The 19,566-nt window shown below is 41.0% G+C and carries 18 protein-coding genes and 1 pseudogene; 1 reads left to right on the top strand and 18 read right to left on the bottom strand.

The window, feature by feature from the left end; genetic code table 11:
- Positions 1-31 precede the first annotated feature (31 nt).
- The gene (locus HEQ19_26975; protein ID WYM02573.1) at positions 32-2,701 is read right to left on the bottom strand and encodes an RNA helicase; all 2,670 of its coding nucleotides are present in this window, start codon (positions 2,699-2,701) and stop codon (positions 32-34) included.
- 183 nt (positions 2,702-2,884) lie between these two features.
- Here HEQ19_26975 and HEQ19_31415 point away from each other — a divergent pair, with 183 nt between their 5' ends.
- Positions 2,885-3,013, top strand: a complete 129-nt coding sequence (locus HEQ19_31415; protein WZI67035.1) for a hypothetical protein — start codon at positions 2,885-2,887, stop codon at positions 3,011-3,013.
- A 3-nt stretch (positions 3,014-3,016) separates the two neighbouring features.
- Here HEQ19_31415 and proC read toward each other — a convergent pair whose 3' ends face one another.
- From proC to HEQ19_27060, 17 genes and pseudogenes are all read right to left on the bottom strand, one after another.
- Entirely contained in the window at positions 3,017-3,829 is an 813-nt protein-coding gene (gene proC / locus HEQ19_26980; GenBank protein ID WYM02574.1) for a pyrroline-5-carboxylate reductase, read from the bottom strand.
- 452 nt (positions 3,830-4,281) lie between these two features.
- Complete coding sequence (locus tag HEQ19_26985) at positions 4,282-4,878, bottom strand: cell division protein SepF (protein WYM02575.1); 597 nt, start codon at positions 4,876-4,878, stop codon at positions 4,282-4,284.
- 459 nt (positions 4,879-5,337) lie between these two features.
- Positions 5,338-6,006 (bottom strand): YggS family pyridoxal phosphate-dependent enzyme, encoded by a 669-nt coding sequence (locus HEQ19_26990; protein ID WYM02576.1) that lies wholly within the window; start codon positions 6,004-6,006, stop codon positions 5,338-5,340.
- Complete coding sequence (locus tag HEQ19_26995) at positions 6,003-6,281, bottom strand: PipX family protein (GenBank protein ID WYM02577.1); 279 nt, start codon at positions 6,279-6,281, stop codon at positions 6,003-6,005. Before HEQ19_26995 ends, HEQ19_26990 begins: the two co-directional genes overlap by 4 nt.
- A 321-nt stretch (positions 6,282-6,602) precedes the next feature.
- Positions 6,603-6,755: pseudogene (locus tag HEQ19_27000) on the bottom strand (chorismate-binding protein).
- 161 nt (positions 6,756-6,916) lie between these two features.
- Positions 6,917-7,840 carry a CbiQ family ECF transporter T component gene (locus HEQ19_27005; protein ID WYM02579.1) on the bottom strand — a complete coding sequence of 308 codons (924 nt, stop codon included), beginning with the start codon at positions 7,838-7,840 and terminating at the stop codon, positions 6,917-6,919.
- A 161-nt stretch (positions 7,841-8,001) separates the two neighbouring features.
- Positions 8,002-9,366: a ribosome biogenesis GTPase Der gene (gene der / locus HEQ19_27010; GenBank protein WYM02580.1), complete on the bottom strand. Its 1,365-nt coding sequence runs from the start codon at positions 9,364-9,366 to the stop codon at positions 8,002-8,004.
- 266 nt (positions 9,367-9,632) lie between these two features.
- On the bottom strand, positions 9,633-9,983 hold the full coding sequence (locus HEQ19_27015) for a hypothetical protein (GenBank protein WYM02581.1): 351 nt from the start codon (positions 9,981-9,983) through the stop codon (positions 9,633-9,635).
- Between the two features lie 365 nt (positions 9,984-10,348).
- Positions 10,349-10,936: a Uma2 family endonuclease gene (locus tag HEQ19_27020; GenBank protein WYM03648.1), complete on the bottom strand. Its 588-nt coding sequence runs from the start codon at positions 10,934-10,936 to the stop codon at positions 10,349-10,351.
- A 51-nt stretch (positions 10,937-10,987) separates the two neighbouring features.
- A complete protein-coding gene (locus HEQ19_27025) occupies positions 10,988-11,389 on the bottom strand; it encodes a hypothetical protein (protein WYM03649.2) in 402 nt (133 codons plus the stop codon).
- A gap of 397 nt (positions 11,390-11,786) precedes the next feature.
- Positions 11,787-12,893 (bottom strand): glycosyltransferase family 1 protein, encoded by a 1,107-nt coding sequence (locus HEQ19_27030; GenBank protein WYM03651.1) that lies wholly within the window; start codon positions 12,891-12,893, stop codon positions 11,787-11,789.
- 4 nt (positions 12,894-12,897) lie between these two features.
- Entirely contained in the window at positions 12,898-13,869 is a 972-nt protein-coding gene (locus HEQ19_27035; protein WYM03650.2) for a glycosyltransferase family 2 protein, read from the bottom strand.
- Between the two features lie 26 nt (positions 13,870-13,895).
- Positions 13,896-15,758 carry a glycosyltransferase family 2 protein gene (locus HEQ19_27040; GenBank protein WYM02582.1) on the bottom strand — a complete coding sequence of 621 codons (1,863 nt, stop codon included), beginning with the start codon at positions 15,756-15,758 and terminating at the stop codon, positions 13,896-13,898.
- Between the two features lie 104 nt (positions 15,759-15,862).
- Positions 15,863-16,777: a class I SAM-dependent methyltransferase gene (locus tag HEQ19_27045; protein WYM02583.1), complete on the bottom strand. Its 915-nt coding sequence runs from the start codon at positions 16,775-16,777 to the stop codon at positions 15,863-15,865.
- Between the two features lie 208 nt (positions 16,778-16,985).
- Positions 16,986-17,720: an ABC transporter ATP-binding protein gene (locus tag HEQ19_27050; protein ID WYM02584.1), complete on the bottom strand. Its 735-nt coding sequence runs from the start codon at positions 17,718-17,720 to the stop codon at positions 16,986-16,988.
- Between the two features lie 63 nt (positions 17,721-17,783).
- Complete coding sequence (locus tag HEQ19_27055; protein ID WYM02585.1) at positions 17,784-18,590, bottom strand: ABC transporter permease; 807 nt, start codon at positions 18,588-18,590, stop codon at positions 17,784-17,786.
- Between the two features lie 433 nt (positions 18,591-19,023).
- Positions 19,024-19,404, bottom strand: coding sequence for a hypothetical protein (locus HEQ19_27060; protein WYM02586.1), 381 nt, complete (start codon positions 19,402-19,404; stop codon positions 19,024-19,026).
- Between the last annotated feature and the right edge of the window lie 162 nt (positions 19,405-19,566).

Raw genomic sequence — 19,566 nt, forward strand, 5'->3', positions numbered from 1 at the left:
CCCCAAGTCCTTGCGCCCCTACAAGGACAGTTTATTCAACGACTTCATTCACAGGGAAGCGATCAATCAACTGCATAGCACGGTGAGCATTGCGCTTTAAGCCATCTGGTAAATGGGGAACGTGGGGGATCTGGGATAATAAATCCAGTGTGCGGCGTAATATTCTTACCACATCACCTTCATCCAAAGTAGTATTATTACAGAGTTCTACCCACGGCATACCCAGTGCCCACTGTTCCACAAGGGCAATTAACTCGAACTCTAGCCAGATGGGCAGTGCCACATTATACCGCCGTTGTAGTTGGAACAACTGGCGACGAATTCCCCGCAATTTTGCCAAAGCTTCTCCCACTTCGTCACTGAGGTCAAAGCGCACCTTGCTATCGGGACGTGGGGTTTCTGTTACCAAAGCTGCTGCACATGCTGCTAAATGGTGCGGATCTAAGTTATCCAATTCACCACTGGCCAGAACTAAACCCAACCACAATTCATTTTCGCCCCGGATGGCTGCAGCTACTTGTCCCAATGCTGTGGGCACTAACTGATCCAAACCGCCAAAATGCTGTAAAATTTCAATTAAACTGAGAAACTCTTCCCAATGACGTTGGGACTGTTGCTCTACGTGAGATTGCAATTCTTCGATTTCGGCTTCTAGTTCGATGCAGCGTGCTTCGCGTTTGACAATAGCTGCCGGACCTAATTGATGTAAAGGATGAGCTTCTATTTGCGCTTGGATGGCGGTAACGCGACTGAGTTGTTCTGCTACTTCCGGTGACAAATACAGCGACGCCCCAGCATCGGGAATGCGACGGGAAATAACTGCTGTTTCTTCATCACCACGCTTTGACTGTCCCGGTTTCAACAGTAAATCAGGCGGCGGTAGTATTTCTGGTGGCACCTCAACCCGTGGTAATTCGGCATACAAATCGACGACATCCACCGAACTTGCTACATACCAGCGGTTATCTCGTCCCAAGCATACCAAGGTAGGAACAAGACTTGCAGCGGATGTTTTTCCGACTAACACCGCCGTGATCGGTGTAGGAACCGTGATGTTTGGACCCTTGAGACTCAACAGCGTCCCCGACACTGCAAACTCTAACATCATCGCTAATTGGGCTTGTCTGTCTTCCTGTGCTTGCTCTTGCAGGGTTTTCAATAACTGACGTTCTACTTTTAGGCGTTGCCGTAATTTCTCATAAATAGCTAGTTCCTTTTGATCAATGGCGACGATTTCTGCCTGTAGTTGGGCTAATTGTGCTTGGACGATAGCAATCTCATCATAATTTGGTCTTAAATGCAAGGTGGCCATGTACTGCCCAAAACTGCGTTCTATCAGTTCCCTGGTTTGGTCTAGGGTGTGGGTTTGCAGTAAGTTCAGTACCATGCCGTAGCTAGGGGTAAACTGGCTAACCAGGGGGTCTGGTTTAGATGTAGCCAAATATGCCGCTTCTTTACCACCTTCAAAGGGGGTTTGGACAGTCACTACATGCCCTTGTAAATCCATTCCCCGACGACCAGCCCTCCCCGCCATTTGCAGGAACTCCGAAGCGTTTAACAGGCGATGGCCGCTGTCGGTGCGCTTGGAAAGGGTGGAAATTACGGTGGTGCGGGCAGGCATATTAATTCCGGCTGCCAGGGTCTCGGTAGCAAATACGACTTTAATCAGCCCTTGCTGAAATAGTTCTTCTACCAGCACTTTCCAAGCAGGCAAAATCCCAGCATGGTGAGCAGCAATTCCCCGGTAAAGGGGCGCAATTTGTCCAGAACGTCCAGCTTCGGGATTGCGGGCTAAAAATTCGTCAATCTGTACCCGTAATTGGTAGGCTTCCTCATTATTTACCAGCCATAAATCACCCACCTCCGCCACAGCTTTATCACATCCCCGGCGGCTGAAAATAAAGTAAATGGCAGGTAGCATATCCCGTTGCTCTAGTTGGCTCAGGAGATAAATGATGCTGGGTGGTTCTGGTCTCCCAGCTCTACCTCTGTCGGCTTGTTTCTTTTTACCGCGATTTGACAGCCGGGGGTTAATTTTGGTTTTACTCTCATTCAGCAGGGGAAATAACCCCTTGGGATTGCAAAAGTGAAATTCCAAGGGTACGGGACGAAAATCAGAGTAAATCAGGTCTGTCGGTCCGTGAACTCGATTGAGCCAGTCGGTAAGCTGATCGCTGTTAGCAACCGTGGCCGACAGGGCTACTAATTGCACTTCACGGGGACAATAGATTATTGACTCTTCCCAAACAGTCCCCCGTTGGCGATCGTTCATGTAGTGGCACTCATCTAGCACCACAGCTTCCACATCAACTAATGAGATGCCGATTTGCCCTATGGGTGTGCCATAGAGCATGTTACGGAAAATTTCTGTGGTCATGACTAAAATCGGTGCATCTCTATTAATGGAGGCGTCTCCAGTTAACAGACCGACGAGATCAAAACCGAATTTTTCTCGAAAATCACGTAATTTTTGATTCGATAACGCCTTCAGTGGAGTAGTGTAAAACACACGCCTTCCTCGCGCTAGGGCGCGATAAATGGCGTATTCCCCTACTAACGTTTTGCCCGAACCAGTGGGCGCACAGACAACTACAGAGCGTCCAGCATTCAGGGACGCGATCGCCTCTTTCTGGAATTGATCCAGATCAAAGGGAAATACCGACCCTAGGTCAACTTCTGGGGATGGTACGGGATAGTTCACTCAATCACCAAAGTCCTCGCGCTGTGGAAGCCCCTACATTCATGTATGGGGGTAAGGTGCATTAAAATCTGAGATTTGCAACCAGATTGTTAATTATAATATTAACGGCTATTTGTCAACTTAGTTATTTGTCATTGGTCAAGGGTCAAGGGTCAAGGGTCAAGGGTCAAGGGTCAAGGGTCATTGGTCAAGGGTCATTGGTCATTACTCATTACTCATTACTCATTACTCATTACTCATTACTCATTACTCATTACTCATTACTCATTACTTTTTGTCATTGGTCATTGGTCATTGGTCATTGGTCAATAATAATTATTTTCCCAGATCTTGAGAGCGTTGGGCAGATGCTTTGACAGCTTCTATTACAGCTGAACGAAATGCTGCTTGTTCTAGTTGGGCGATCCCAGCTATGGTTGTGCCGCCAGGACTGGTAACTCGGTCTTTGAGTTCTGCTGGGTGCATTTTCGATTCATGTAATAGCAGAGCTGTTCCCAATACAGTTTGTAAAGCTAGTTGATGGGCTATTGTTCTGGGTAAGCCGGCGGCGACTCCGCCATCGGCGAGGGATTCTACCATTAGCGCTACGTAAGCAGGTCCACTACCAGATAGTCCCGTCACCGCATCCATTAGACTTTCGGAAACTTCTACCACTTCCCCGACCGCTGAAAAAAGTTGCTGTGCTATTTGGTGGTGCTGGGGATTAGTGTATGCACCGCAACAAATCGCCGTCATTCCCGCCCCTACGGTGGCTGGGGTATTGGGCATAGCTCTAATTACTGGTAATTGGGGAAACGCCGCTTCTAGCTGACTTAAGGGCACACCTGCCAAGATAGAAATCACTACAGGCGAGTGTTCTGTAATCAGAATATCTGATAATTCTTGAGCGATCGCGCTGAAGACCTGCGGTTTTACTGCTAAAAATATAACTTCGTTGGCGAGTGTGAAAACTTGGTGATTATCTGTCGTCACAGCTACGTCGTACTGCTGCTTTAAAAAATTCTGGCGTGAGGGTTGTGGTTCGCTGACTATGACTTCTGATGGTTGATAAATTCCGCGCACAATAAGGCGGGATAACAGCGCTTCTCCCATTACCCCACCGCCAATTAAACCAAATTTAATAGTCATTAGTTAATAGTCATTAGTCACTGGTCATTAGTCATTTGTCAGTTGTCCTGAGTATCAACAGTGACGTACTCCACACACTCCCTTTCAGGTGAGTGTGGGCTTCTCAGCGACTCTTCTATGAAGACATTGACTGAGCTTTAAGACTGTGCTACCCACGGTTCTTTGGTTAAGCCAAACAATTAGCTTTTATTTTAATAGGCTGCTTTTCAGCATTTAATTGGATTACACCTACTGGTTAAAATTATATCAAATATTTATTTTGAAAAAAAAACAAGAAAGTGTTCATTCCTCACCGACCAACATTGCTGATTTCGCTATGCTCAATTTCGCTCGTTGGTCAATTCGTCACTCACGCGCCATTCATCCCACGCTCATTCGAGTGAGCGTGGGGCTTCTGTCGGGAAAGCTAAAGAACAGGCGCAAAGGACAAATGACCAATTACTAGTTTAACTTTATTGTGCCATGCGATTCGCTTCATTGCCCCAAGGTTGGCTAACACCGGGGGTACGTGAGGGGCGGGCTGGTGGTTGAGGTACTTCATGAAGAACTCCACCTTGGGTGCTAACTTGCACACAGCTGGGGGTAAACAAAAATATGCTTTCACCGATGCGCTCTTGATGTCCATCGAGTGCGTAGGTGCCACCTGCGACGAAATCAACTGCCCGCTGGGCTTGATCTGGGTCCATAATTGTTAAATTCAATACCACAGATTTACGCTCACGCAAAGCTTGAATCGCCTGGGGCATTTCTTCAAAGGTGCGTGGCTCAAGTACTAATACTTCGGAAATTCCGTTAATTGCTCCTGGCATACCAATCACATTCCCCATTGGCTTTGAACCTGTTGCTGCTACTTCATTTTCCATTGTAGGCATGGGTTCCCGCCAACGTCGATTCTGGGCTGGGGGTTCTTGTGGTGGGGCGGGTTGGGGATTCTCTTCCTGATACACATTTTCGTAGCGATCTCTATCGGTTTCTTCCTCATAGTACTCGTATTCGACTGGCTCATTTAGACCTACAAAGTCTCTGAGTTTGGAAAATATATTGTTCATTGTCTGCGCTCCTGTGCAAATTACCTTTATCCTGCTCTAGCCGTAAATTAATTTAGTCAGCCTGATTTATTCAGCAATGTTATTGCTGGTTGTAGCTTGTATTACAAGGTTTAGTGATGAACTCACGTTTCTTTTAACGTTTGGACACCACCTAGACGTAATAATGAGTCAAGATTATATCCTAATGTCGATCCGAAAGGAAGTTCCGATCACTATATTTTTTTTGGCGTTTGCCTTTGTCAATACTATATCTTTATGACACCTATTCAACAAACTGGCTAGATAAATCTTCTGAATTTGCTTCCGAGAGTTTTTGTGCAGTAACCCAAAGCTGATCAGTCATCAGCGACTGTTTGTAGTTGCGCTATAGCGCTCCGATAATTAAGCGCGCTATTAGCGCAGCTTTCGGGCAGGGTAGCGCAACTACAAACAAGCCGTAAACGTTGCTGTGACAGATTACTAGATGCGATCGCCAAACAAGATAGTTCCTAATCTTACCATCGTTGCCCCTGCTTGCACTGCTAGTTTATAATCTCCTGACATGCCCATTGATAGCTGTTGCATTGACAAATGCGACCACTGTTGTGCCTGGATTTGTTTAGAAAGATTAGATGTAGCAGTGAATACATCTAATGTCTCCGACTCATCTAGTCCTAAAGGCGGAATTGTCATCAAACCATGAATTTGTAAATTCAGGCATTGATTGAGAGCCGGTAAATCTGCTAGTAATTCTGACACACTCCAACCAGACTTGTTGGGGTCAGGCAGAATTTTCACTTGTAGACAGACTTGAGGACTTACTCCTAGCTGTTGCGCCAATTGATTTAGGCGCTGTGCCAGCTGTAAATTATCTACGGAGTGAATCCAATCAAATTGTTCCAGGGCTTTTTTGGCTTTATTGCTTTGCAAATGCCCAATAAAGTGCCAGGTAATATCGCCTAGGTCTTGTAACTCGGCTTGTTTACTAGCAGCTTCTTGGATGCGATTCTCGGCAAAATCACGAATCCCGGCGTCATAGGCCAAGCGCATCACCTGTGCAGGAACTGTCTTGCTAACCGCAATTAACTGAACTGCAGGTGGTAATGAGGAGCGAATTTGAGCAATACGTTCGCTAATCGGACTGATCATTGGAAGGTGCGTTGGAAAACACTCTGAAGCTGATCGTACTCCTGAGACTGTCCCGTGCGCCGCAGAGTCCGTAAACGATTTTCCAACATCATTCTCGCCTCAGTGCGTCCTATCGATTGAAATTTCAGACCTTTAACGTCATTTGTTACCAAAAAAAATAAGCGTTGGGCATACAGTGTTGTGAACAGATCTTGGTTCTCATCAACCATACAGATTTTGTAGAGTAAACCCCAAGTAGGATGATTTATGTAGGTTTCTGGGTTTTCTGGATTCATTTAATAGTCAAGGTAGGCGGATATATCTATCTTTTCGCCTTTGATTACAAACATTCAGACGATAATACCTCGGTTTCGCCAGAATATTTCTACAAAGTTATGCGAAACTCAGGAGTTGTTGCCCTTTACAGACGGTGGTGACGACCTTGATCTACTTTTTATGAAGGTGAGGGGATGGGGTGATGTAGGGACTTTGGGACAACCTGTGATTTTACCTCTAGTAGTCTGTCAATTTTGTTTTGAGGGATTTTTGGTAGTGTGAGCGTCTCGCTCACGCGGGCAAGATGCTACAGTCCATCATTTTTATCTTGACAGAGTACTAGGGAAGAGGGGACGAAGTGAATCAATGGTAGTACAATCGCATCTTAAGCGACTTTTGACGTTACTGACAAGGTGCATAACGTGACTATATCGCTCAATTGTCAGCGATTCATCAACACAAACGCTGCCCCAGTCAGAAATTCGCCCTAAATCAAAAAGCAGGGGAGCAGTATACAGTGTAGGGAACATCCAAAATCTTTTCTTCTAATGACAATTTTATTCGTGCCGTGCCCCTACGATAATTTTCTTAACTGAACTGTATTGGGTGTTAGGGGATTTTTGCAAAAAGTTTATTACAAACGCGACAAATTTCTTTAGGCTGCTGTTCCAATTACCAGCCGCAATCCCCAAAATAGGCTTAAAGTAGCAATAGCGAGCCAGTCCCAGGTTTTTAGCTGTAAGTCATGCCACGGTACTCGGTGTTCGTCAGCACTTGTGAAACCCCGTACTGTCATCGCACTAGCCATTTGCGCTGCTCGTAGTAGTAGATTTTCTAACAGTCGCTCTGCGACAATCATCCAAACTTTGACGCCTCTTTTTAATCCTAGCTTTTTCCAATTTATTGCCCTAGTCATCACAGAACGGATTAAATTCTGTATTTCTTCCAAAACTAGGGGAATAAACCGCAAGGACAACGTTAAGGTCAAAGTCAGTTCGGTTATGGGTAAATTCAGCCGTTTCAGGGGTTGCATTAAGCTTTCCATCCCAGAGGTGATTTCTTCCGGTCCGGTTGTCAGCAGATACAGATTGGTACTGTAAATCACTGTAAACAAAATTGTACTCAGCCGTACCGCCAAATCTAAAGAACGGCGAGTTACTTTTACTGGACCTTTGTTAAACAACGTGTACCAGTCTTTGTCATCATCTACTGACTTGGGGACGACTTGGGAGGTGTTATTAAATTCTGACTGGGTTAAAATCTGTTCATTAGCTGGTAAACGGGGCTGATAACTGACACCCAATCCATCAGGACTAACTGCTGCAATCACTAAGACTAAAAAAGACAGGATCAATAGCCAACCCATTTGCTGTTGCCATACTCGCCGAGGAATTTTGGCGATGAAGGTAACAAAAATTAAGAATGCTACCAGCAGTATACGCCATTCATTGTTAGCAAAAATGTAGCTGGTCAGAAAGCTCATCAACCAAGCAAACTTGACACGGGGGTCAATTTTATGCAGCCAAGTTTGGGGTTGTTCTAGGTAAAGTCCCAGTGGTAGCGATCGCAGTAAATCCATGAGAAGATTAAAAGTTGGGAGTTAGGAGTTAGGAGTTTTGGCTATAACTCATAATTCATAACTCATAATTCACCGCAATGAAAGCATGGGGCATGGGGCATGGGGGTGCTAACTCCTCACTCATTACTCATTACTCATTACTCATTACTCCCAATTCACTACTATTTCACGCGAGTTGCTCGATTGAGATTACCACTTTCGACATCACGGACTTTTTTGCTTCGCCAGAATAAGCGAATGGGGGTGCCCTTGAATCCTAATTGTTGCCGGAATTGGCGTTCAATGTAGCGGCGGTAGTTTTCATTGAAGCGTTTGGCGTCGTTGACAAACAGGGCAATACTTGGGGGTTGGGCGCTCACTTGGGTGCCATAATAAATTTTACCCTGACGCCCGCCCCGTGAGGTTGGCGGTGAATGCCAGCTAATAGCGTCTTCGAGAACTTCGTTAATAACTGCGGTACTGACACGGCGTTTGTGTGCTTCAGCGGCTTGATTAACTAATTCTAAAATCTTTTCTACCCGTTGTCCTGTCAAGGCGCTGACAAAAATCGTGTCTGCCCATTCGGTAAAATGTAAGCGTCCTTCTAGGGTTTTTTCGTAGTCGTAGATTGTGTATGAGTCTTTTTCTATTGCATCCCATTTGTTGACGACGATGATGCAAGCTCGACCTTCTTCCAGAATCCGCCCAGCTAATTTTTGGTCTTGCTCGGTGGCGCCATCCAAGGCATCTAATACTAATAAAACCACATCGGCGCGGCGGATGGCTTTAAAAGCGCGGTTAATGCTAAAGAATTCTGTGCCGTATTCGACGCTTTTCTTTTTGCGAATTCCGGCTGTGTCAATTAAGCGATAGGTTTGTCCATCCCGTTCAACTACGGTATCAATCGCATCGCGTGTTGTGCCAGAAATTGGACTAACAATTGCCCTTTCTTCGCCCACAAAAGCATTTAATAGACTTGATTTACCCACATTTGGGCGTCCGATAATGGCAACTTTGATTTCGTTAGTTTCCGGTACTTCCGTGACGTGAGGAATGTGTTTAATTAACTCGTCGAGGAGATCTCCTGTACCGCTACCATGAATCGCCGAAATGGGGTATGGTTCGCCCAATCCCAATTCCCAAAATTCAGTAGCTTGGATTAAGCCTTGTTCTGGGGATTCACATTTATTCACAGCCAGCAGGACGGGTACTGGTTGTTGACGCAACCACTCAGCAATTTCTTGATCGGCTGGTGTCAGTCCTAATTGACCATCGACCAAAAAGATAGCAGCACTCGCTTCTGCCAAGGCTGTCATTGCTTGTTGGCGAATCAGGGGTAAAAATTCGGTATCATCATGAAAGACTAAACCGCCCGTATCTACCACTGAAAACTCGTGATCGCCCCAAAAAGCTGGTAGATAAGTGCGATCGCGTGTCACACCTGGTTCGTCGTGGACAATCGCCGTTTGTTCCCCGGCGAGACGATTAACCAGGGTGGATTTGCCCACATTCGGGCGTCCGATAATTGCAACAATTGGCAGTCCCATAAAACCAGGATAATGTAGAAACGTAATATATCATATATAGCAGGGGACTGGGGACTGGGGACTGGGGACTGGGGACTGGGTTACAAGTCTGATTGTGTCTAGGTTTTATCACCAGTTAATGTCCTAAGCACTTTGGCGGTTGCTATATCTACATTCTAACCACTTGCAGTCTTCATGCAACCGCTTCTGGTCAAGAGTCAAGAATTGTTTTCACTCTTGACTCTTGAAGACTTGCATAATATTGATTTTGGCTTTCAATGCCAATTTTACCATTTTCTGCCCAGGAGGGATTCAAATTCTGCCTGTAAAGCGTTAAAATCTGCTACCCTGGCAACCAGCAAGTTATCCTTACCAGCATCATTTAAACGATGCTTCCAATAGCGAATACTATCTGAATTATTTAACCAAAACTGAATCACCGTGTCTACGACTTGATCCAGATTCCAACCCCACTGTGCTGGAACTGTTTCTACGGATTCGATGAATGCATCAAGCGTACAGGTCTGTGTTCCTAGGTATTCCACCCCTTGCTGCTGTGGCTTTTCCCAACTCTGCTGTTGGTGATTAAAAAAATGCAAAACTGGAGATACCCCTACAAGGTCAAAAGTGTATTTCATTCCAGTCCTCCCAATTGTTAATCAGTTATATGGAAGCTTGAGATCTTTAGACTAAGTTATGCAGGAAAAAGTTCCAAATTGCCATCTAGAAAAAGTAGAATTTGCTTCTACAACTTCAGGCATTTAACTTTTGTCAAGAATTAGCACTTGCAACCTGTGAGTGCTAATTTTTATTCAATTGTGTGATGTATTATTAAAGAGTTTCAGGCATAAATTCAGCGCTGTATAGTATTTTTAATAAAAATTTAATATTCCTGGTTACAGATTACTACCGAACCTGTCCAAGATTACCTCTAATTTTCCTTTTTACGTTTCTTAATATAGTTGTATTTTTTCGCGGCGACTTAGTTAACTAAAAATTGCTGTCAATCTGATTGATTTTCAAATGTCACTCGTTCGTAAATCTGGCGGTGGGTAATTTGGCTATTGGCAGATGTTAAAGTTAAAATACCATCTTCATCGTCGGATTCACTGAATAGCCATTTATTTTCTGAAGTTTTGCTAAATTGTTCAATATGAATTTGATATTGGTCGATTAAAATATATTCTTGAAATTGGGGAATGGAACGATAATAAGTAAATTTATCTCCTCGATCTCGACTACTAGTAGATTTAGACAGCACCTCAAAGATAATGCTAGGATTTACCACTGTGTCCGTGCGTCCTTCTTGAAAAATGGCTTCGTCTTTGATGATGAGAATATCTGGATATGTGTATTCCCGATAACGAGGAATCCATAGGCGTAAGTCACTTGTGTAAAGTTGGTAATTTTGCTCCCTCAGTCCCAGGGTCAGAGCAATTATCAAGTTAACAATGATTTGATTGTGATTGATAGATCCGCCTGTCATTGGTATGATTTCCCCATTACTATATTCGCTACGGTACTCAGCAGTTTCTTCCTGTGCTAAGTATTCTTCTATAGTAGATTGTTGAGGAGGAGTTTCTACAAGTATCATGGTTGATTATTCGGGTGTAAATTTAAATTTAACTGGCGATAAAAACTATCATAAGTCTGAATATAATTTCTGTCCTGGAAGTCTTTGTGCATCAACAGTTTTTTTGAATTCATCAAATAATTCTTGGCGCTGCAATGATTCAGTATCAGACATATTCTTATGTCGTTCAATACGTTCTGCCAAAAGTTCTATGGCGCGTTGGTTTTTTTGTAATTGCTTGTCTTTATCCCATCCTGATTGACTATTGCTAACTATTTTATCTTGATCTAATTTCAGAATTTGCTTCAAAGTCTGAGCATCTGATAATTCCAGATCAATGGGGGTAGGGTATCCTTCTAAAATTAATTGATAACCAGTATCTAGAGCGTTGCTTACTGGGAGTAATGCAATAAAACGAGCAATATTCAATATTTTACCACTAGGAAGTTCTACATTTGTCTTCATCAACATAATTTTTCTCCTATGTGCATATAGCGTTTCTCGTCCTAGTAAGGTACACCCGTAGGGGCACGGCAATGCCGTGCCCCTACACCGCGTGATACAATTTTGTACTTCATCTGAATGGGAGGTGCTATATTAATTTTATTATTAAATATAGCGGTTATCGAAGAACCCCACCCCCAACCCCCTAAGAGCAAGCGAGGAGGGGGCTAGGGCGTGTTTTCAAAGTCTTATACAATACCACTAAAACGCTGGCACATGTAGATTTCGCGTAGGGGCACGGCAATGCCGTGCCCCTACAGCTGGTATCATATCGTGTGGATTTAGGGGTATCTAAAAATTTATCCGGCTAAACAAATAGTTTGAAAACACGCCCTATGATAGATATCAATTAACTAGTAGCTAATCAAAGATATTGCTTTAAAACTTCCAGCGTAGCTAGTCCAGTTTTTTCCCAACTGAATTGATTAGCTTTAACTATACCTTGGTGGGAAAGATGCGATCGCAATTCGGCATCAGTTACAATTGTCTGCATTGCCTCTGTAATTTCGTCAATATTGTAGGGATTAATCAAAATTGCAGCATCGCCAGCAACTTCGGGTAGAGAGGAAACATTAGAGGTGATGACGGGAGTACCACAAGCCATTGCTTCGAGGACAGGAAAACCAAAGCCTTCCCACAGACTAGGGAAAACAAGAGCGATCGCACTATTAATAATTTTCGGTAATTCGCTGTAAGGTACATAGTCAAGGAATTTCACCTGATTAGTAATACCCAGTTCCTCAATTTGCGCTTTTAAAGTCGGGGTGTAACGCCCATCGGTTGGGCCTGCTAACCACAGTTCATAATCTTCGCAGTTAGGTAATGCAGCGAAAGCGGTAATTAGTCGGTGTATATTTTTGTATGGGTCTTGTCGTCCAATGTACAAGAAGTAGGGGCACGGTAATGCCGTGCCCCTACCAGATATATGTGCCGTGCCAGATATATTAAGAGGGCGGAAGTGAGTGCGATCGTGCGCTAGGGGGATGGGGGTAATTTTGCTGGGGGGAATTTGGTAAAAATCGGTAATGTCCTTAGCAGTGGCTTGAGAATTGCAGATAATATGTTGTGCTTGCTTGAGGATTTGGGGAGTGTAATAGCGATGGTAAGGCGTCAGGGGTGAGAAAGGTTTGGGAAAGCGCAATGGGATTGTGTCATGAAACATCACGACAAAGCGACAGTTGGTATATATCGGTGCTTCTGGTAGCGGGGAAAATACTAGTTTTGATTTTAGCTGTTGATAGATTTGCGGTAATTGAAATTGAGTCCAGATTAGGCGGCGTAAATGTCCTTTTATCCCTTGTTGGGCGGTTTGGTTTGGGGGAGTTTGGTAGCAATTGTAGCCAGGAATGTTTTGCGCTGCGAGCAGTGTGGGGTGAAGCTGTTGTAAGTGCGGGAGCAGGTTAAGGGCGTAGGTGGTTGTACCTGTAGGTTTAGTTAGGAGGAATGAGAGATTAATTAGTAAAGACACAATTCAATTATTTATAAATAAAAATTAATTTGATAATTTCCCAACTATAAGGATTGGATGTTTTGAGATATTCATAGAAAAATTTAAATATTAAATATATTCTTAAAATTAATATTTCCCCCATCGGACGATGTTTATGATAGTAGTAAATCTGGCTACGTCTATATTCTACAGCCATTTTATTCGATATTTTTTTGACAGAATGTCCTCTTATATGAATTAGGGATACATGGGGAGTATATAGAATTTTATACCCTTGATTTCTGACTCTTTGACACAAATCAGACTCTTCAAAATACATAAAGAATTTTTCGTCAAAGCCACCTAATAAATTAAATAAATTTGCCCGAATAAAAAATGCTGCTCCGACGACAATATCTACTTCTTTAATATCTTGAAAATCTTGTTCTATAAGATGCAAATTATTATTATCGGCATGTTTATGTAATTTTCTCGCTTTAAATTCTCCTTTAATGCCAATTTCAGGTGAAAAAGAAATTTGAAAGCTTTCATCTGGAAAAAGTAATTTAGGTCCAATAACTCCTATATTTGAATTTGTAGATATTAATTCTATAAGATGGGGTAAAATGTTATTTGTAAGTATTGTGTCAGTATTTAATAAAAATAAAAACTCACCTTTAGCTACTTTGGCACCAGCATTATTTCCTGCTCCAAAACCACGATTTTCTGACTCTCTAATTAGGGATATATGAGGATATTTCTCTGCAACTAGTTCTGGACTACCATCAGTAGAGGCATTATCTACAACAATGATTTCGTAATTAGGTGTATGAATAAATTTTTCTATAGAGTTTAAGCAATTAGGTAAAATATCTATGCCATTATAGTTAACTAAAATAATTGATACAGAATTACAAAGCATTATTGGTGGAGCAGAGAATGATCTCATGATTTTAAATATCCTGATTTTTTTTGCCTGCAACTTGATATCTTTAATTTTTAATTTTTTTATCTTCAAACTAAGCTTATTAACAGGAAAAATACTTAATATTTAATTTTTATTTTTTGCCTTTTCATATTAGTGAAATGATAATAGAACAATTTAAAAAAGAATATTTTTAATAAAATATTCTTTAATTTACGTTTCAAAAAAGATGGTGGTTGATAATTGAGAGTTATGCACTCATAGCTTGCTAAATCTTGATAACATTCCATTAATTCTGGAATTGTAGCAGTGATTGTTAAGGCTTTCTGCTTTTCTACGGCAGCTGTATAATAAGAGTCTAAAGTTTGTTTACGTGCTATCCATTCATTAAGATTATCGGGAATTCGATAGATAGATGTTGTTTTTTCAACAAATAAAAAATCATTATTTAAACAGTAACGAGTCCATAGGTTCCAGTCTTCTAAATTTTCGAGAGATTCATCAAAGCCACCATAATTATCATACAATTTTCTGTCAAATAAAATTGATTGTATAGGAATGTAATTATGATGCCACATTAAGGCTCTTGAAAATCGTTGTCTATAAATAGTTTTATGGGAAATTTCTATATAATGCAAAGGTTCTAAGGAAACTATTTTTGTAGCAACTTCCCAAGATATGGAATATGTAGCTGCAACTTCTGGATGAGCTAACAATTCATTAGCTAAAACTTCAATATGATCTGCAAAAAATAAATCATCATCATCAAGAAATACTATAAATTTACCAGTTGCTTGAGCTAACCCAACATTTCCTGTATGACAACGCCCACGTTTTGGTTCGGCTTTATAAATGACTTTTAGATGACTAGTTTTGGCTATTTGTTCTATATAATCTTTTGCCAGATCTGAGCCATCTTCTACAACTACTAACTCTATATTAGGGTAGGTTTGGTTTAAAACAGAAGTTATGGCTTCCTTGAGATAGAATAATCTGCCTTTATAAGTACGAATAATCACACTCACTAAAGGTTGGAAGTCATTAAATTTATGAGCATAAGGATAAGGATAAAATGCCCCATCCCTAACAAACCCATAATCCCACTTATTAATTGGAAATAGTTTATCAGTCTGTTTACGAGTGCTTAAAAAATATATAAAGTTTTGTAAAATTTTCCAAATATTTCCTAGCAACCCTTGGCGTTGATTTTCAATACAAGATGGTGCAAGCCATAATTTTAAATACATTAAAGGTATGGCAGCTATTTGCCTTATAGATCCATAACGTAGTCTGATATAACTATTGGCTAAAGTACTACCTAAAAACTGTAGACGTTTAATTTGATTAGGGTATTCGTAGGTATAATGCCAACATACAGAAGCAGGGCAATATTTAATACGAAAACCCTTATCTCGCAATCTATAAGAAAGCTCTACATCTTCTCCGTAAAGAAAAATTTTTTCTTCGTATCCGTTGACACTTTCAATAGCAGAGCGTCGAAAAAGAGTACAACTATGACTAGACCAGTAGGTTTCTAGAGTAACAGGATTATAATATTTAGGATGTTCAAAAGGTTTTTGACGAAATTCCCAAGAAGCTACATCATCATCGTCCGTGATTGCAGTATTTACTGCTTTTGAAATAGCATCTTTTTCAAACTCTAAATCAACATTAGAAACAAGAAAATAGGGAGAACTGCCTTGTACTAAGTTGTAGTTATGCCCACAACCAAATCCTAGATTAGGACGTTGAAATATCTGAAATCCATAAAAATAATCGCCATATTTTTCTAAAAACGAATTACATAATTCTACTGTATCATCTGTAGATTGATTATCTGTTAATAAAATAGTGATTAATTTCTTAGGATAGTTTTGTTCCAAGATACTGAGAAAAAATTTCTCTAACCATTTTGCAGAATTATAAGTAACTATAGAAATATCAATTAAAGGTAAATTTGAAGTTAATTCTAATGTATCCACGTGTATTTTCTGATGTCCTATTTACATAGTTTGGTTTATAACGAGATCATCTGAAAACAGACCACAAGTGTTTTAAATCCGACAAAAAATTTCTATGCATTTGACTATCCTTCTCTATCTAAACCCAGAGCATGTTTCAAATTTAACCATATTGTTCGCATCTTCCAAAATTTACTACTTGTCATTGCTGCGATAGCGGCTTGGGATTGTTGCAATGCGGACTGGGATTGTTGCCATTGAGATTTCAATAACTGCAACTCGTCAAGCAGTTTTGAATACTCGTGATTTATCACAGCTTCTTTTCCTTTTCCAGTGATAGGAACTGCCCGCACAATAAACTGTAAAGTGTCAGAATTTTGATCTTGTTGAATTCGGTTAATAGTTTCAGTATTAAATTCATATATATTATTTTTAGGTATTAAGAGATTATCTGCAAAAATTGGTATTTTCGTGCGATCAACAGCATTTAATAAATATCCTGAACTTTCAAATAAATCTTCTATTGTCTTCCTTGTAAAAAATCTGAGATGCGTATTATCTAATATACCAAACTCCATGTATTCAAATCTACCTTGAAGTAAAGCCAAGCGAATTGCCCCATGAGCAATGTTTGGAATAGAAGCAACTACATATCCATCTTCTTTTAAAATCGGCTTGATTTCTTCCAAAACTTTCCAGGGGTTCCGCAGATGTTCCAAAACATCTCCAAACACTGCTACATCAAATTCCTGGGTAGGTAATATGTCTATAACAGACACATAATCTAAATCAGCAACTATTACCTCTTTACAGTATTTTTCAGCAATCTTCGCAGCCTCTGGATTAATCTCTACTCCAGTTACAGTACACCCCTTCTGATTCATTAACTGAGCAAAGTAGCCAGTTGCACAACCAAAGTCTACTACTCGCTTATTGGCTCCTATTAAAGTCAACATTTTTTTTAAACTGTTGTTTTCATCGAGAGCTTCTTCTGTAATCGATTCAACTAAAGGATAGTCTTTTACCCAATCGGTATTCATAGCTATAAATCCAGGAAAATTTTATTATATTGCTTACTGAAACTAGTAAGCCTAGTTTTTTTTAGTAAAGGTTGCTGTTTCGCTTTGACAAATATGGGCTGAACACCTTATACTGTGATAATTTTTTAGCTAAATGAAAAAGTTTATTATCCTTCTGAGATTGCTATTGTAGGATAAGTAATTAGTGTTAGCTACTCTAGTTTTATATTTAATTTAATCCCTTTAAATAGCAGTCTACAGTTTCATCAGCATTTCCCATAAAACGTAATTTTCCATGATCTAACCAAATCCCACGCTCACAAGACTGCTTTACAAAACCTAAATCATGAGACACCACTAAAACTGTCACCTCCCCATCCCAAAACTTATCAATTCGCTGCTGACACTTATTCTTAAAGCTCTCATCTCCCACCGACAAAACCTCATCCAAAATCAAAATATCTGGCTGAACATCAGTCGCTATCGAAAATCCTAACCGCGCTACCATCCCAGAAGATAAACCCTTCACCGGGACTAATGCATAATCTTGCAATTCCGCAAATTCTAAAATCGACTGCGATCTTTCTCGCATCTCATCCCGAGAAAACCCTAACAGCACCCCATAAAGCCAAATATTATCCATCACAGAAATCTCTGGATCAAACCCTGCACCCAATTCAATCAACGGAGCGACTTGACCACGCACCCTGACAGTTCCACTCGTGGGTTGTAGAATCCCAGAAATAACTTTTAATATTGTAGATTTACCCGATCCATTTGATCCAATAATACCAATTTTTTCACCTTTGTCAACTACTAAATCAATGTTATCTAACACTAATTTTTTCGCTGGTTTCCGATATTTTCCTTCCACAATAGATAATAGTGTTTTCTTCAGGTCATAAGAAAACTCTTCTTGTGTCCGACGCCATAACGAAACTTGATCTAAACGAATTACTTCCATCACACACTACTTGGAACAATAGCTAAATGTCGCTGTCCTTGCTGCTGGTAAATTAAATTTACTTTACAGCAAATCCATAAATTGATGTCGCCACATCTGAAAACAAGCCAATCCTAGTGAAAAGATAATTATGCCACTAAGTAAGGCAGTCCCAACTAACCATAAATCCGGTAGTGTTCCTGATAAAGTAATCTGACGTAGACTTTCAATAATCGGTGATAAGGGATTTAAGGCTAAAAACGGCTTTACCTGCTTTGGTACAATATCTGCTGGATAAAAAACAGGACTACTAATGCAAATTACAAATGTAACTAATTCATAAAAGTAAGGCAAATCTCTAAAAAACACGTATAAAGCACTAACTAAAAAACCGACTCCTGTACATACTAAAATTAGTGACACAAAGGGAAACACAAGAAACAGGACATTCAGTATGTTGTGGGAATTAACTAAAGTCATCACCGCCAACAAGGGCAATGTTCCGATGGCAAACTGAAATACATTGGCTGCAACCATTGAAACAGGAAAAACGCTGACTGGGAGACGAATTTTATTCAATAATGCACCATTTGCTACTACACTGACCAACGCCTGAGCAGTAGAAGCTGAGAAAAAATTGATTACCACCAATCCTGTAAACGCTGCTAATACATAATTCAGGATAGAATTATTGTAATACGATGCAAAAGTGGCTCCAAATATCGCTGTATACAATCCTGTCATAATCAACGGATTCAACAGCGACCAATAAACCCCTAGCACAGAGCCGCGATAACGCACCTTCAAAGTTCGCGCTACCAAAACGTACAGCAATTCCCAATAGCGTTGTACTTGTAACCAAATTGAACGATCTTTCAGCGTCAGCGTCATCCTCAAACACCACTACACATCACAACTTACCTACTCGCGCATTCTATACTATAGGAGTGCATTTTTCTGCATTAGCCTACCACCAAAATTTTGTGGTAAAAAGCCCTACTCAATACAATTTAGGCATTTCGGGGATTTTCTTGATCAAAAGTCGGTGGGAAACCAATACTGCTCGGTTAACGAATGTAGAGACGTTACATGTAACGTCTCTACAAGGGTTTCACGCTTTGCTGAGGTTTTTCCCGAAATCCCCACCGACCTCAATACAGTTCAGTTAAGGAAAATTGTCGTAGTAGGGGCACGGCACGAATAAAATTGTCGTTAGAAGAAAAAATTGTGGATGCCGTGCCCCTACAGTGTATATCATTCGAGGCTAACTGAACCGTATTGCCACCGACCTGGGTTTCAAAGCGATCGCCTGTTAGGCCGTCTGTCAAGAAGCGGCTTTTGACACTACAGTCGATTTTAACCTGGTGATGGTGGCTTTACGAATGCGATCGCTTTTGCGTACTGCGCCTGTCATCTCGTATTCCCGGCTGTCTTTACCATGCTTTAACGCCACACCACTGACTAAGCGTTCTGAAGTTTCGCGAATGCTCTTTTCCAGGGTTTCTATTTTTTCTCTTGCCGAGTCGAGGGCGGTTAACATCATGTTATACTGGTTCACCTGGTCGCGGAGTTGCCCATTTAACTCGGTCAAATGCTTCAAACTGATGGCATCACCAAAATTAAGACTCGGATCAATCGATTGAAATCCGATGATCTGCTGTTCAGTTTTTTCTAGCACGGCAGAGGTTCTTTTTTTGCGTGGCATCAATGCACACCTTTTACTAAATTTTACCTTTCTAGAGTCGCTCAATAGAACAATGAAGTGGTTCAGTAAAATTTCCAAATAAAAGGTGTTTTTTGCATAAAATTTGACTGGTAGCTCAGTAATTAAGTAAGTGGGCGGGCAATACGGTTCAGTTAAGGAAAA

The organism is Gloeotrichia echinulata CP02 (genome assembly GCA_038087035.1).
GTDB lineage: Bacteria > Cyanobacteriota > Cyanobacteriia > Cyanobacteriales > Nostocaceae > Gloeotrichia > Gloeotrichia echinulata.

Bases quoted from the DNA above. Each gene is read 5' to 3' on its own strand.
- proC (WYM02574.1), bottom strand. From the start codon at position 3,829: ATGACTATTAAATTTGGTTTAATTGGCGGTGGGGTAATGGGAGAAGCG.
- HEQ19_26985 (WYM02575.1), bottom strand. From the start codon at position 4,878: ATGAACAATATATTTTCCAAACTCAGAGACTTTGTAGGTCTAAATGAG.
- HEQ19_26990 (WYM02576.1), bottom strand. From the start codon at position 6,006: ATGATCAGTCCGATTAGCGAACGTATTGCTCAAATTCGCTCCTCATTA.
- HEQ19_26995 (WYM02577.1), bottom strand. From the start codon at position 6,281: ATGAATCCAGAAAACCCAGAAACCTACATAAATCATCCTACTTGGGGT.
- HEQ19_27005 (WYM02579.1), bottom strand. From the start codon at position 7,840: ATGGATTTACTGCGATCGCTACCACTGGGACTTTACCTAGAACAACCC.
- der (WYM02580.1), bottom strand. From the start codon at position 9,366: ATGGGACTGCCAATTGTTGCAATTATCGGACGCCCGAATGTGGGCAAA.
- HEQ19_27015 (WYM02581.1), bottom strand. From the start codon at position 9,983: ATGAAATACACTTTTGACCTTGTAGGGGTATCTCCAGTTTTGCATTTT.
- HEQ19_27025 (WYM03649.2), bottom strand. From the start codon at position 11,389: ATGTTGATGAAGACAAATGTAGAACTTCCTAGTGGTAAAATATTGAAT.
- HEQ19_27045 (WYM02583.1), bottom strand. From the start codon at position 16,777: ATGAATACCGATTGGGTAAAAGACTATCCTTTAGTTGAATCGATTACA.
- HEQ19_27050 (WYM02584.1), bottom strand. From the start codon at position 17,720: ATGGAAGTAATTCGTTTAGATCAAGTTTCGTTATGGCGTCGGACACAA.
- HEQ19_27055 (WYM02585.1), bottom strand. From the start codon at position 18,590: ATGACGCTGACGCTGAAAGATCGTTCAATTTGGTTACAAGTACAACGC.
- HEQ19_27060 (WYM02586.1), bottom strand. From the start codon at position 19,404: ATGCCACGCAAAAAAAGAACCTCTGCCGTGCTAGAAAAAACTGAACAG.